Below are 15,033 nucleotides of genomic sequence, written 5' to 3' on the forward strand. Positions count from 1 at the left end.
AAAACATGATTGAAATTTATTTCTTAAATTAGATTATGAAAAATTTATTTTTATTGGTCTTGCTTTTTGGATATTTAAATCTATGGTCTCAAGGAAAAGGAAAGATAACTTACCTCGTTTCTTTAGAAAAAAGCACGTTTGAAGCGCCTTATGAAAATCCTGAAAATACTCAGGAACAAAATGATGCTTTAGAATTACTGCACAACGCTCAAAACGTTGAAAGCTATTTGATTTTTAATGATAGCGTTTCAGGATATTATGTGGAGGATAAAGACACGCCTAAATTCGAACATGTTGATGGCGCTATTTCAATTAATCCAACAGTAGTTCATTTAACATGGATAAGAGCTGGTGGAGAACGCTATTTTTATACAGATTGGAGCCGAGATTACAATATCAGCACATTTGATTTAATGGGAGAGAAAAAGCGGTTAATATCTAAAACGATACATTGGACGATTACTGAAGAAAAAAAAGAAATTAAAGGGTATTTATGTCAAAAAGCAATTGACAGCTCTAACGAAAAGCGCGTAGCATGGTTTACTAAAGAAATATTTGTGAAGCATGGTCCTAGAGGAGTAAACGGTTTACCAGGAATGATTTTAGAATTTTACGACAACAAATTCAGTTATATTGTCCAAGATATTGAGTTAGATTATCAAGAGTTTGAAGAGATATATGAACCAATGGAAGGTGATTTAATTACCAATGAAGAATTAAAAAGCTTAGCGGGAAACCCTTTTGGTAACTAAAAAATGTAGTTTATGAATCTTTAGTTCAATTTACGTCTTTTCATACTAAATTCTGTTTATAAGATGTTTAGCCCAATAATTTAACAACATCCTTAGCAAAATAACTTGCAATTATATCTGCTCCAGCACGCTTGATAGCAGTGATTTGTTCAAGCATTACTGCATCATGGTCTAACCATCCTTTTTCGGCAGCTGCTTTAAGCATTGCATATTCTCCAGAAACCTGATACACTGCAACAGGAACATCGACTTCATTTTTAATTTCACGAACGATATCTAAATAGCATAAGCCAGGTTTTACCATAACGATATCTGCACCTTCATCAATATCCATTTCGGTTTCTTTAAGCGCTTCAAAACGATTAGCAAAATCCATTTGGTAGGTTTTTTTATCCTTAGGAATGTCTTTAACATCAGCAGGAGCCGAATCTAAAGCATCACGAAATGGTCCATAAAAAGCAGAGGCGTATTTTGCAGAGTAGCTCATAATTCCGGTATCTGTAAAACCATCGTCTTCCAGAGCTTCACGAATGGCTAAAATGCGACCATCCATCATATCACTTGGTGCAACAAAATCGGCTCCAGCCTGTGCATGAGACAAACTCATTTCTGCTAATACATCAACAGTATCATCATTGATGATTTTTCCATCAGCAATAATCCCATCATGACCATAAGATGAATAGGGATCGAGTGCAACATCTGTCATCACTAACATGCCAGGACACACATTCTTAACGGTTTTTATAGCACGTTGCATGAGTCCGTTAGGGTTTAAAGCTTCAGTGCCTTTGTTGTCTTTAAGGTTGTCGGGCACTTTAACAAAAAGTAAAACCGATTTTAAACCGAGTTTCCAGAGTTCTTTCACTTCGTGTTCTAACAAATCTAAACTAAAGCGATAATAATTTGGCATAGACGGAATCTCCTGCTTAACACCTTTTCCTTCCACTACAAAAAGAGGGACAAGGAAATCATTAGGAGAAATTATGGTTTCTCGAACTAAACTTCTAATCGCTTCGTTGGTTCTTAATCTTCGGTTTCTTCTTAAAGGGAACATATTATTTATGTTTTTTATTGATTATTGAGGTTTCGACTGCGCTCAACCTGACATTTATTTTACTAAACCCAGTCTATAGGATTTTGCAATATGTTTATTAATTTTTCTTCTTCGCTTCCTGCATCTGGATGATGATCGTAAACCCATTGCACATGAGGAGGAAGGCTCATCAAAATACTTTCAATTCTTCCGTTGGTTTTTAATCCGAATAAGGTGCCTTTATCATGAACCAAATTAAATTCGACATAACGACCTCGACGAATTTCCTGCCAGTCGCGTTGTATTTTTGTGTACTCTAAATCCTTTCGTTTCTCAACGATAGGCACATAAGCGTCAAGGAAACTATTGCCAACTTCGGTAACAAATTCGTACCAGTTTTGCATGCTCATCTCGTCTGAAGCTTTGCAATAATCAAAAAACAAACCACCAATACCACGACCTTCATTTCTGTGCGTATTGTAAAAATACTCGTCGCAACGCGCTTTGTACTTTGGATAAAATTCTGGATGGTGTTTGTCGCAAGCTGTTTTACACGTTTGATGAAAATGTTTCGCATCGTCTTCAAACAGATAGTAAGGCGTTAAATCTTGTCCGCCTCCAAACCATTGGTCCACAATATTACCATCTTTATCATACATTTCAAAATAACGCCAATTGGCATGAACCGTTGGAACCATTGGATTTTTAGGATGTAAAACCAGACTTAATCCACAGGCAAAGAAATCGGCATCTTCAACTCCAAAATAGTTTTGCATGCTTTCAGGTAATTTTCCGTGAACACCAGAAATATTGACGCCTCCTTTTTCAAATACGTTTCCGTTTTCAATAACACGAGTTCTACCACCTCCTCCTTCAGGACGTTTCCAGAGGTCTTCTTGAAAAGTTGCTTTACCATCAATTTTTTCTAAACCAGAAGTGATGGTGTCTTGTAATTCATGTATGTAGTTGAAGAATTTATCTTTCATTTCAGTATTTGATATTGTTTTTTCAAATCCTATATGCTCTCCTGTAAGGTTTTTAAAACCTTGCAGGACGTTTTAGTCTTTATATAATTCGTATAACTCCATGTCTAAAGGTTGTTCACCAGTTGGAGTAAATGCATTTTTTAAGGTTTTTTGCCAATTGAAACTGTTGTTGATTGCGACGTTTATACTTGGCTGATTGTTTCTATGCGCTATGATTTGTAATCGTTCTAATCCTAACGTTTTAAAAGCATAAGTTGATAGTTTTTCAATGGCTTTTGACATGATTTTTTTACCGTTAAAGTTGTAATCGATGGCATAAGCAAATTCCCCTTGTTTAAAATTCCAATCTATATTTTTTAAGATAATTAATCCTACCAGCTTCCGAGTTTCAGAGTGTTTTAAAGTGAATACGAACAATTCTTTATTCTGAAACGATTTTACGCGATTATCAACGTAGATTTTAGATAGTGTCGGATTTAAATTTTGCTCTAAGGTCTTTGGGAAATAACGTTTTAAACGATCAGTATTTGTAATTACAAAGTCACAAATTTTCCACGCATCACCTTCATGAATGGGATTGATTTCGTAACCCTCAAATTGCGCTATCATGGTGTTAGAATTTTGTGATCTAAAAAGCGATTTTCTTCTTTAAGAAGTTTAACTGTATTTATGGAAGATGCCGTCACACTCAATGGTAACACCAAAATTACTCCTAAAATGGGAATAAATAAAAATAAGATGAATACAATTCCGTTTCCAATGGCAATACCTTTATGTTTTCTGAGAAATTGAATACTCTCACGATAATTTAAATGACGCTCTAAGGTGTAATCCATATTACCAAAACCAGCATAATAGGCTTGAATTATGAACAGTAAAATTGTTGAAAAAATATTTACAATAGGAATGAACTTCAGTAATAAAATAGGAATTGTTATTAGGAGTTCTTTGATAAGGTTTCTCATATTTAATTTAACACCTCGCCAAAGTTGTTCATTAAAGGTTGTGTTTCTGTGATTATGTCTTTCAATACCAGTTAAGTGGTCTTCTATTTTTTCTGAAACAGGACTCATAAAAGGTGCAGATAATGCCAAAATAATGTGCTTATACAGAATTAAACCAATAATTAAAATGACAATTCCACTAATAAATGAGAAAATTCCTTTTACCCAAGAATTATCTGCCCAATCAGGTAATATGCGCAGAATCAACTCACTAATATTATCCGATAAGCCGTAAGCCGTTAGAAAAATTAGTGTTGCAGTAACGATACTAATAACGATAGGAATGAAAAAAAAATTCCAAAGCCTTAGCCTTGATATTAATTTTAAAGCACTTGAATATGCTTGTATGCCTTTTAATATATTTTTTATCATAACATACTTCCAACTAATTCAGTAATAGTTTTAATTTATAGAACTAAAATAATAAAAGTGTCGCAATTTTGCGTTAGCGATGGCGCAATTGTTGGAGCTCATCTTTGATAGCGACTTGCGTGAGCGCGACCCTTGTGGTAACGCCCAAAATAATTAAGTTTTGTATTCTTTTACAGCATCTATAAATGCTTTGGCGTTGTCTAAAGGAATATTTGGTAGAATTCCATGACCTAAATTTACAATATATTTATCTTTCCCAAATTCGTTAATCATTTGGTGTACCATTTTTTTGATTTCTGAAGGAGGAGAAAATAATCGTGTTGGATCAAAATTACCTTGTAAAGTAATGTTTCCACCAGTTAAATAACGCGCATTTCTTGCAGAACACGTCCAATCAACTCCCAAAGCAGAAGCACCAGATTTAGCCATTTCGCCAAGTGCAAACCAACAGCCTTTTCCAAACGCAATTACAGGAGCATCATCTTTTAGTGCATCTATAATTTGCTGAATGTATTGCCATGAAAATTCCTGATAATCTACAGGAGATAACATGCCTCCCCAAGAATCGAACACTTGCACAGCGTTACAACCTGCTTTTACTTTTTCTTTTAAATATGCAATTGTAGTATCTGTAATTTTTTGTAATAATTGATGTGCGGCAATTGGATTTGTAAAACAAAACTCTTTCGCTTTATCAAAGTTTTTCGAACCCTGCCCTTGTACACAATAGCATAAGATGGTCCAAGGTGAGCCAGCAAAACCAATTAAAGGGATGTCGTCATTTAATTTTTCTTTGGTCGCTTTAATCGCTTCATACACATAATTCAAAGCGTCTTTTACATCTGGAACAATCACATTATCGACATCTTTTTGACTGCGAATAGGATTAGGTAAATACGGACCAAAATTGGGTTTCATTTGAACCTCAATGTTCATTGCTTGAGGAATTACTAAAATGTCACTAAACAAAATGGCAGCATCCATGCCGTAACGACGAATAGGTTGCACTGTAATTTCACTTGCTAATTCTGGAGTTTGACAACGTGTAAAGAAATCATATTTGGCTTTGATTTCCATAAACTCAGGAAGGTAACGACCTGCTTGGCGCATCATCCATACTGGCGGACGCTCAACAGTTTCTCCTTTTAATGCTCTTAAAAATAAATCGTTTTTTATCATGTTTTTGTTATTCCTGCGAAGGCAGGAATCTTATTCATTTAACTTTTATTTGAATAGGTCTCGACTGCGCTCGACCAGAGAGCGTTTTGTCTCCTCGAGTGCAGTCGAGAGGTCTTTTTTTATTCAAAATGTTCATTCACCAAATCAATCACACTTTCAACAGTTGGCATTTTAGCAATGCGTACATCGTCAAAATGTTTTCGCGCTTCTTTGGCTGTAGTTTCTCCAATACAGAAGGCAATCATACCTTCAGATGCTACATTTTCTTGTTTATAACTTTGAACTGTCGACGGACTGTAAAACATAATACCTTTTATGGCATCATCAATTTTTACAGCATCGTATTTGGTTTCGTAAGCTATAATTTCGTTGACTTCAATGTTATTTTTATTTAAAATAGTTGGTAATTCATCCAAACGAATATCACTACAAAAATAAGTAACTTCAGTACCTTCGATATATTCAACTAAGTATTCAGCTAAAGCTTTAGCATTGTTTTCGGTGTGTTTTACTGTTCCAATTTTGCGTTCTACGAGACGTTTAGTTCTTCGTCCAACACAATAGATGTTTTCGAACTGAAGTTCTTGTGGTGCAAAATTCATTAGTAAAGCTTCAACTGCATTTTTGCTGGTAATGACAACGTTTTTAGGCAATGGGCGCAATACCTTTGGTGTCATTCGGTTTAAGCTAATTTTTATAAAATCTGAACTTTCTGAGACCACCTTATCGTGAAACATTTGCTTCTGGTCATCGGTTAAAGTTTTGGTTGAAAAAACATTTACATCTTGAGATGACTTTTTTAGATTGTCCATTAAACGCTTTCCACCACGTTCAATAATATAATCTGCACAGAATTGTGCGAGTTCATCATGTTTTTCAAGAGGCATTGTACGTTGTACTTCAATCTTTTTGCTTCCGTCAAGACTCAAAAGCACACCTTGCATGTGTATTTCTTCATCTTTAACAAAGGCTAAAGCACCAATTGGAGCAGAACATCCACCTTCTAAAAGATTTAAAAATTTGCGCTCTACAGATGTTGCAATTTCAGTGTCTTTATGATTAATTTCAGCACAAATAGCGAGTGTTTCCTCGTCATTTTCTAAAGCTGTAATCATAACAGCACCTTGAGCAGGTGCAGGAATCATCCATTCGAGATTAAAACTGTCTTCAGGCTTCATATTCAGTCGCCCTAAACCAGCAGCTGCAAAAATGGCACCATTCCAGTCATTATCTTCCAGCTTTTGTAGTCTAGAATTCACATTACCACGCAACCCAACGATAGTGTGTGTTGGGTAGCGGTTGAGCCATTGCGCTCTTCGTCTTAAACTTCCAGTTGCTATAACAGCATCTCGCTGAGATAAAAACTCTTCATTATTTTTAAACACCAGACAATCTCTTACGTTTCCACGTTTGATAACGGCTGCTTGAACGATACCCTTTGGAAGCAGTGTTGGTACATCTTTTAAAGAATGAACAGCAATGTCAATATCACCATTAAGCATTGCGATATCGAGCGTTTTTGTGAATACTCCTGTGATTCCTAATTCGTAAATGGGTTTGTCTAACATCAAATCTCCAGTGGATTTAACCGGAATTAATTGAGTTTTATAACCTAAATGTTCGAGTTGACTTTGTACGGTTTTGGCTTGCCATAGCGCAAGTTCGCTATCACGAGTTCCAATTCTTATAAGTTTAGACATTGTCTGAGGTTGCTTCTAATTGAAACACTTTTTTTATGAGTTCAAGGCTGTCGTCGGTAGATACATCATCGCCTTTTAAATGATGTGCAAAGTGATTTGTTATTTTTTGAATGATATTATTACTAATCACTTCGGCTTGAGCTTCATTAAAGTCAGCCATTTTTTTACGTTGCGTATCTAGTTCTGCCGAAGCAAAATCGGTAAGCTTATGTTTTAATGCCTTGATTGTAGGGGCAAATTTTCGAGTAGCTAGCCATGCATTAAAATCAGATTTGATATCTTCAATAATAGCTTCAGCCACTGGAATGTGTTCTTTTCTTCGTTCTAAAGTTTCATCAGTGATTTGTGATAAATCATCTAAATGTACTAACGTTACATGCTCCAAATCGGTAACATTATCATTAACGTTTTTTGGAATAGATAAATCTAAAATCAATAAGGGTTTTGTAGTTTGAATGCAATGCTTATCTACTGTCGGGTTTTGAGCGCCAGTAGCTACAATTAAAATATCTGAGGTATTTATTTCCTCCTGAAGATTGGCGTAATCTTTAACCAGTAAATTAAATTTTCCTGCAACAGCTTCAGCTTTATCTTTGGTTCTGTTTATTAATGTGATGTGCTCATTCTTGGTATGTTTTACTAAATTTTCACAAGTGTTTCTTCCTATTTTACCAGTTCCGAAGAGTAAAATATTTTTATCTGATACGTTTTCAATCTCATTCATGATGTACTGTACAGAAGCAAAAGATACTGAAGTAGCTCCAGATGAAATATTAGTTTCAGTTTTAATACGTTTAGATGCTTGTATTACAGCATTTACCAAACGTTCGAAAAACGGATTGAATAAGCCATATGATTTTGATAATCTTGCACTGACTTTTAATTGACTGATGATTTCGAAATCACCAAGAATCTGGCTATCTAAGCCAGAACCTACGCGAAACATATGAGAAATGGCATCTCTATTTTTATATACGTAAGCTACTTTTTGAAATTCTTCAACAGTTCCTATGGTGTTATCACACAGCAATTGTATCAATTGAAAAGGATGTTCTGCAAAACCGTAAATTTCAGTTCTGTTGCATGTTGAAGTGACAATAAGACTTTCAATGCCATTTTGTTGCGCTTGTTCTAAAACATTCCGTTTGGAAGATTCATCTAAACTAAAATGACCACGCACTTCGGCATCTGCTTTTTTATAGCTCAACCCAATCGCATAAAATGTTGTGCCTCTCGACATATTGTAGTGCTCCATACCTGATTTGGAAATTACATGAACAAAAATAAAAAGCTTACCAGAATAAAAACAACGCTAGAAGAACTTTTAGTATCGTTTGTGGTTTTTTATGGTTATTTCTTAAAATAACATGATAAATGTCATATTTTTGTAGTGAAATCAACGCTTTAAAACGCTTTAGTTTAGAATGAATCTAAATAACAATAAAAATAATTCTGATTTTAATGACTCGAAAAATATCGCTAGAGGTTCTTTTAAAGAAACTAAATTAGATGATGGCTTTTTTGTTTTAACCTATCAAAATGAATCTCATACGATTCAAATTGTTGAACGTGAGATTGATAGTCGGTTTATTCAGTTTCACTTTTGTGTTAAAGGATCGAGTGAGTTTATCTTTAATAATGGTAATTACCGTTTAAAAATAGAGGAAGAAAACTCATTGTTGCTTTACAATCCGCAACGTGATTTACCAATCCATCTTGAAGTTAATCCCAACTCCTGGTTGGTGTCAGTACTAGTCTCAATCAAAAAATTTCATGGGTTATTCTCACAAGAAGCCGATTATATCAGCTTTTTAAGTGATGATAATAAAGATAAAAAGTATTATAAAGATGGAAAAATTTCTCCATCAATGGCTATCGCTTTGAATCAAATCATTAATTATAATTTAAACAGTATTATTAAAAGTATTTATTTCAAAGGAAAAGCTTTAGAGCTCTTGAGTTTATATTTCAATAGAAGTGAAGATGCCGATATTGAGCAATGTCCTTTTTTAGTTGATGAAACCAATGTGATTAAAATTAGAAAAGCTAAAGATATTATCATTTCCCGAATGGCAGAACCTCCAACATTACAAGAGCTTTCAGATGAAATTGGTTTGAGTCTAAAAAAACTTAAAGAAGGTTTTAAACAAATCTATGGAGACTCAGTTTTCAGTTTCTTATTTGACTATAAAATGGAAGTTGCCAGAAAGTTGTTAGAATCAGGTGATCACAATGTAAATGAAGTCGGGCTCAAAGTTGGTTACAGCACATCAAGTCATTTTATTTCAGCCTTTAAGAAGAAATACGGAACAACACCAAAGAAATATTTGATGTCACTGAGTTAAAAAATACTGTCGTATTTTTGTATTATAAAAATTGCTAAAAAAGAAATATAAAACCATGAAAGGAGTTTTACTTGTCAATTTAGGGTCTCCAGATTCACCAGAGCCTAAAGATGTTAAAAAGTATTTAGGTGAGTTTTTAATGGATGAACGCGTCATTGATGTGCCACTTTGGGCAAGAAATTTACTTGTAAAAGGGATAATTTTAAATACTCGTCCGAAAGCGTCAGCTAAAGCTTATCAAAAAATATGGTGGGACGAAGGGTCTCCATTAATTGTACTTTCAGAACGACTTCAGCAAAAGATTCAAAAAAATGTAGAATTTCCTGTTGCGTTAGCTATGCGTTATGGAAGTATGACCATTAAAAAAGGACTTCAAGAATTGGTAGATAAAGGCGTTGATGAGGTGTTTTTAATTCCGTTATATCCTCAGTATGCCATGGCTACAACCGAAACTATTTTGGTCTTAGCTGAAGAGATAAGAAAAGAACATTTCCCAAATATTTCTATTCAGGATTTAAAACCATTTTATAACAATCAGGATTATATAAAAGTTTTATCAAATTCTATTGCTAAACATTTAGAGGGGAAAGATTATGAACATCTATTGTTTTCTTATCATGGTGTTCCAGAACGTCATATCAGAAAAAGTGATATTACAAAATCACATTGTAAGCCCAGCGATAAAATAGATTGTGTTTGCTGTAAAACACCATCGCCAGCACATGAGTTTTGTTACAAGCATCAATGTAAAGAAGTGACTCGATTAGTTGGTGAAGCTTTAAACCTTAAAGCCGGAACATTTTCAACCTCTTTCCAATCACGTTTAGGTTTTGATCCATGGTTACAGCCATATACAGACAGAACAATTGAACGATTAGGAAAAGAGGGCATCAAAAAAATGGCCATTGTAACGCCAGCGTTTGTGAGTGATTGTTTAGAAACACTTGAAGAAATTGCTATGGAAGGTGAAGAGATTTTTCACGAAATGGGAGGACAAGATTTTACGACTATCCCTTGCTTAAATGATGATAACGAATTTGTCGACATATTATCAAACTGGATTAATGAATGGGCTATATCTGAAACCGTTTCAGTATAATGGCAAAAATAGCTTCAAAAGATTTAGGAACGCAGCCGATCGGTAAATTATTGATTAAGCAAGCAGTTCCTGCGTCTATTGGAATCTTAGTGATGTCACTGAACATTCTAGTCGATACTATTTTCGTTGGTCAATGGATTGGCTCAACTGCCATTGCCGCCATTAATGTCGTACTTCCCGTGTCTTTTTTTATTGCAGCTTTAGGAATGAGTATTGGCGTTGGAGGTTCTTCAATTATTTCAAGAGCATTAGGCGCGAATAATGCAGCCAAAGCTTTACAAACCTTTGGGAATCAAATCACACTCACACTTCTATTTACGGTACTATTAATTATTCCTGGACTTTTATTTGTAAATGATATTATTCCAGTGTTTGGAGGTAAAGGTGCCATTTTTGAACCAGCTAAAATCTATTATACCATTGTGCTTTATGGAATTCCATTCTTAGCACTGTGTATGATGGGTAATACGGTTATTAGAGCTGAAGGAAAACCGAAATTTGCGATGTATGCTATGATGATTCCGTCGGTTGGGAACTTAATTTTAGATTATGTGTTTATCAATATGATGGATCTAGGCATGGCAGGAGCTGCTTGGGCTTCTACAGCTTCATATTTACTTTGTTTTTTGTTTATTCTTTGGTATTTCTTGTCGAAAAATTCAGAATTGAAACTCAATAAATGTCAGTTTCATTTAAAACTTCCAATTGTAAAAGAAATTGGATCTCTGGGATTTGTAACACTATCAAGACAAGCTGTGGTAAGCATCACGTATTTATTTATGAATAATATTTTATACGATTTAGGAGGAGAAACCTCTGTAACGGCTTATGCCATTGTTGGACGAATGTTGATGTTTGCATTATTTCCTGTTTTCGGAATTACGCAAGGATTTTTGCCTATTGCAGGATATAATTATGGCGCCAATCAGTATGATCGTGTAAAGCAGGCCATAGCAACTGCTCTGAAATATGCGGCAGCTTTAGCCACTTTAGTATTTATTATGTTGATGCTTTTTCCTGAAGAAATTACCAGACTTTTTACAACTGATGCCGAGGTTATTAAGGAAACACCTTCAGCAATGCGTTGGGTTTTTGCTGCGACACCAATCATTGCCATTCAGCTTATTGGAGCAGCTTATTTTCAGGCTGTTGGAAAAGCTATTCCAGCATTATTATTAACTCTAACACGTCAAGGTTTTTTCTTTATCCCGTTAATTTTTATACTTCCTAAGTTCTATGGCGAACTTGGTGTGTGGATGTCTTTTCCTATTTCAGATGTATTATCAACTATTGTCACAGCCTTATTTTTAAATCGAGAAGTGAAGTTAAAATTGAGTAAGACAACTGCATAATATTTTTTTATGCTTATTTTTATCCAACTAACAAACCCATGCTAATAATGAGATTATTTACGCTTATTTTTTGCCTGTTGTGTATTGGAAATACTGCACAATTAGAGGCACAGACTTTCAATGAATCACAATATGATGCTTTAGAATATCGATTGCTGGGACCTTTTAGAGGTGGTCGTAGTGCTGCTGTTACGGGAGTTCCTAATAAACCTAATTTATACTATTTTGGATCAACAGGTGGAGGAATCTGGAAGACTTTGGATGGAGGACGAAGTTGGGACAATATTTCTGACGGATTTTTTGGTGGCAGTATTGGAGCCATTACAGTTTCAAAAAGCGATCCTAACGTGATATATGTTGGAGGAGGAGAAAAAACGGTTCGAGGAAATGTATCCTCTGGTTATGGGATTTGGAAGAGTGTTGATGCAGGGAACACATGGGAATCTGCTGGATTAAAAAATTCACGTCATGTTCCACGAATTGCTGTGGATCCAACAGATCATAATGTGGTTTATGCTGGTGTTTTGGGCAACATATATAAACCAACACAAGATCGTGGTGTTTATAAAAGTACTGATGGTGGAAAAACATGGAAGAAAACCTTATATGCTAATGATCAGGCTGGCGTTGTCGATTTATTAATTGATCCAACAAATCCTAGAATATTATATGCCTCCACTTGGAGAGTGCAACGCACACCTTATAGTTTAAGTTCAGGAGGAGAAGGTTCAGCACTTTGGAAAAGTACCGATAAAGGTGAAACTTGGACTGAAATTTCAAAGAAAGAAGGTTTTCCTAATGACACTCTTGGAATCATTGGAGTTACAGTGTCTCCAGTTAACAACCAACGTGTTTGGGCAATTGTAGAAAACAAAGATAAAGGAGGATTATATCGAAGTGATGATGGAGGAGAAACCTGGACTCAAGTCAACAGTGAACGCAAATTGCGTCAGCGTGCGTGGTATTATACCAGAGTTTACGCAGATACTAAAGATATTGATGTCGTCTATGTATTGAATGTACGCTATCATAAGAGTACAGATGGTGGAACATCTTTTGACACCTATAATGCGCCTCATGGCGATCATCATGATTTATGGATTGCTCCTGAAGATCCTAACCGCATGATTATTGGCGATGATGGAGGAGCGCAAGTCACGTACGATGGAGGTGAAACCTGGAGTACGTATCATAATCAGCCTACATCACAATTTTATCGAGTAACAACTGATAATCATTTTCCATATCGAATTTATGCAGCACAGCAAGATAATTCCACGGTCAGAATTCCACATAGAACAGATGGTTGGTCAATTACTGAAGACGATTGGGAATCGACAGCAGGAGGCGAATCAGCTCATATTGCTGTAGATCCTGAAGATAATGATATTGTTTATGGCGGAAGTTATGATGGATTTCTAACAAGGTTAAATCATAAGAGGGGAACCGTTAGAGCCATCAATGTCTGGCCTGATAATCCAATGGGTCATGGAGCAGAAGGCATGAAATATCGCTTTCAATGGAATTTTCCCATAATCTTTTCAAAACATAATCCAAATCGATTATATACGTTTTCGCAGCATGTTCATGTAACCGAAAATGAAGGACAATCCTGGGAGATTATTAGTCCGGATTTAACAAGAAATGATCCTGAAAAACTAAAATCTTCAGGCGGACCAATTACTCAGGATAATACATCTGTAGAATATTACTGTACCATTTTTGCAGCTCAAGAATCACCTATCACTGAAGGTTTGCTTTGGGTTGGAAGTGATGACGGCTTAATTCATGTCACGAAAGATGGTGGTCAAAATTGGGAAAATGTTACGCCTAACGGAATGCCAGAATGGATGATGATTAATAGCATTGAACCTAGTGCATTTGATGCTGGAACGTGTTATGTGGCTGGAACAAAATACAAAACAGGAGATTTTGCACCTTACTTGTACAAAACTACAGACTACGGGAAAACATGGAAGAAAATCACGAACGGAATTCAACCAGAGCACTTTACCAGAGTATTGAGAGAAGATCCAAAACAAAAAGGCTTGCTATATGCTGGCACAGAAACTGGTATGTATATATCGTTTAATGATGGCACAAACTGGCAACCATTTCAGTTGAATCTTCCAATTGTTCCAATAACCGATTTAGCAATTAAAGACCATAATTTAATTGTGGCAACGCAGGGTCGTAGTTTATGGATAATTGATGATTTAACGGTTTTACATCAATTGAAAGGTGCAAATTCTCAAGAGCATAAATTGTTTAAACCAAAAGACACTTATAGAATACAAGCTGGTTATTCTAAAGAAAGCAAAACATCTGGTACTAATCATCCAAATGGTGTTATGACGTATTTTAATTTAAAGGATTTCGACAAAGAAAATGATGAAGTGTCTTTAACCTATTTTGATCAGAAAGGCGACACTATAAAAACCTATTCTACAAAAAACAAAACAAAGGATAAACTCGAAGTCAAAAAAGGCATGAATCAATTTATTTGGGATATGACCTATGAAGGCGCAGAAAAATTAGATGGAATGATTTTATGGTGGGCAAGTTTGGATGGTCCAGTAGCCATTCCAGGATCATACAAAGTGAATCTTAATGTCAATGGAAATGCATTATCACAATCTTTTAAAATTATTGCAGATCAAAGGGCAGAAAGCACTCAGGCTGACATGCAAAAGCAATTTGATTTCATTACAGATGTTAATAAAACAATGGATGATGCTCATAAATCAATCAAAAAAATCAGAAACATCACAGCACAATTATCGGCATTTGAAACACAGTACAATGGTAATGAAGATTTGAAAGATTTATTGGAAAAAGCAAAAACTTTGAAAGAAGAGTTTACTAAGATTGAAGAAGCCTTATACCAAACTAAAAACAGAAGTGGTCAGGATCCGCTAAACTTTCCGATTAGATTAACTAACAAATTAGGACATTTAAATGCCTTAGTAAGTATGGGTGATTTTGCTCCAACTGATCAGGATGTAGCTGTTAAAAATGAATTAACTTCACAAATTAAAGTACAATTAGATACATTTAACAACTTGATAAATGAAGAAATAAGAGCTTTTAATAAAGCATTTAACACAAAACAATTAAACTATTTATTTGTTGAAGATTAATTTTAAGGTCATTTCGATAACAATCGAAAAATCTCTATGAATAGTTATAAGGTTTAAATAGTTACAGA

Annotated in this window: 12 protein-coding genes; 5 read left to right on the forward strand and 7 right to left on the reverse strand. The window is 35.0% G+C overall.

The features are described 5' to 3' along the window. Positions 1-35 precede the first annotated feature (35 nt). Complete coding sequence (locus tag TD18_RS16865; RefSeq protein WP_052461218.1) at positions 36-752, forward strand: GLPGLI family protein; 717 nt, start codon at positions 36-38, stop codon at positions 750-752. A gap of 67 nt (positions 753-819) precedes the next feature. Here the strand turns inward: TD18_RS16865 and hemB are convergent, their stop codons facing one another. The 7 genes from hemB to hemA all read right to left on the reverse strand — a co-directional run bounded on the left by hemB (position 820) and on the right by hemA (position 8,284). Further along, on the reverse strand, positions 820-1,809 hold the full coding sequence (hemB, locus tag TD18_RS15450; RefSeq protein ID WP_040254432.1) for a porphobilinogen synthase: 990 nt from the start codon (positions 1,807-1,809) through the stop codon (positions 820-822). Between the two features lie 62 nt (positions 1,810-1,871). Beyond that, positions 1,872-2,774 (reverse strand): oxygen-dependent coproporphyrinogen oxidase, encoded by a 903-nt coding sequence (gene hemF / locus TD18_RS15455; protein WP_040254434.1) that lies wholly within the window; start codon positions 2,772-2,774, stop codon positions 1,872-1,874. A 72-nt stretch (positions 2,775-2,846) separates the two neighbouring features. Beyond that, the gene (locus TD18_RS15460; RefSeq protein WP_040254436.1) at positions 2,847-3,383 is read right to left on the reverse strand and encodes a GNAT family N-acetyltransferase; all 537 of its coding nucleotides are present in this window, start codon (positions 3,381-3,383) and stop codon (positions 2,847-2,849) included. Further along, on the reverse strand, positions 3,380-4,150 hold the full coding sequence (locus tag TD18_RS15465; protein ID WP_040254439.1) for an EI24 domain-containing protein: 771 nt from the start codon (positions 4,148-4,150) through the stop codon (positions 3,380-3,382). Before TD18_RS15465 ends, TD18_RS15460 begins: the two co-directional genes overlap by 4 nt. Positions 4,151-4,303: 153 nt before the next feature. Continuing rightward, a complete protein-coding gene (gene hemE / locus TD18_RS15470; protein WP_040254441.1) occupies positions 4,304-5,329 on the reverse strand; it encodes a uroporphyrinogen decarboxylase in 1,026 nt (341 codons plus the stop codon). Between the two features lie 119 nt (positions 5,330-5,448). Further along, positions 5,449-7,029: a hydroxymethylbilane synthase gene (gene hemC / locus TD18_RS15475; RefSeq protein WP_040254442.1), complete on the reverse strand. Its 1,581-nt coding sequence runs from the start codon at positions 7,027-7,029 to the stop codon at positions 5,449-5,451. Further along, positions 7,022-8,284: a glutamyl-tRNA reductase gene (hemA, locus tag TD18_RS15480; RefSeq protein ID WP_040254445.1), complete on the reverse strand. Its 1,263-nt coding sequence runs from the start codon at positions 8,282-8,284 to the stop codon at positions 7,022-7,024. Before hemA ends, hemC begins: the two co-directional genes overlap by 8 nt. Positions 8,285-8,453: 169 nt before the next feature. Between hemA and TD18_RS15485 the strand changes: the two genes are divergently transcribed. The 4 genes from TD18_RS15485 to TD18_RS15500 are packed head-to-tail and all read left to right on the forward strand — an operon-like array spanning position 8,454 to position 14,965. Beyond that, a complete protein-coding gene (locus TD18_RS15485; protein ID WP_052461219.1) occupies positions 8,454-9,374 on the forward strand; it encodes a helix-turn-helix transcriptional regulator in 921 nt (306 codons plus the stop codon). 55 nt (positions 9,375-9,429) lie between these two features. Beyond that, a complete protein-coding gene (hemH, locus tag TD18_RS15490; protein ID WP_040254447.1) occupies positions 9,430-10,473 on the forward strand; it encodes a ferrochelatase in 1,044 nt (347 codons plus the stop codon). Further along, positions 10,473-11,825, forward strand: coding sequence for an MATE family efflux transporter (locus tag TD18_RS15495; RefSeq protein ID WP_040254449.1), 1,353 nt, complete (start codon positions 10,473-10,475; stop codon positions 11,823-11,825). The genes hemH and TD18_RS15495 overlap by 1 nt, the downstream gene beginning before the upstream one ends. Before the next feature lie 47 nt (positions 11,826-11,872). Continuing rightward, entirely contained in the window at positions 11,873-14,965 is a 3,093-nt protein-coding gene (locus tag TD18_RS15500; RefSeq protein WP_040254450.1) for a WD40/YVTN/BNR-like repeat-containing protein, read from the forward strand. Positions 14,966-15,033: the final 68 nt, after the last annotated feature.

The organism is Psychroserpens mesophilus (assembly GCF_000826645.1).
Lineage (GTDB): Bacteria > Bacteroidota > Bacteroidia > Flavobacteriales > Flavobacteriaceae > Psychroserpens > Psychroserpens mesophilus.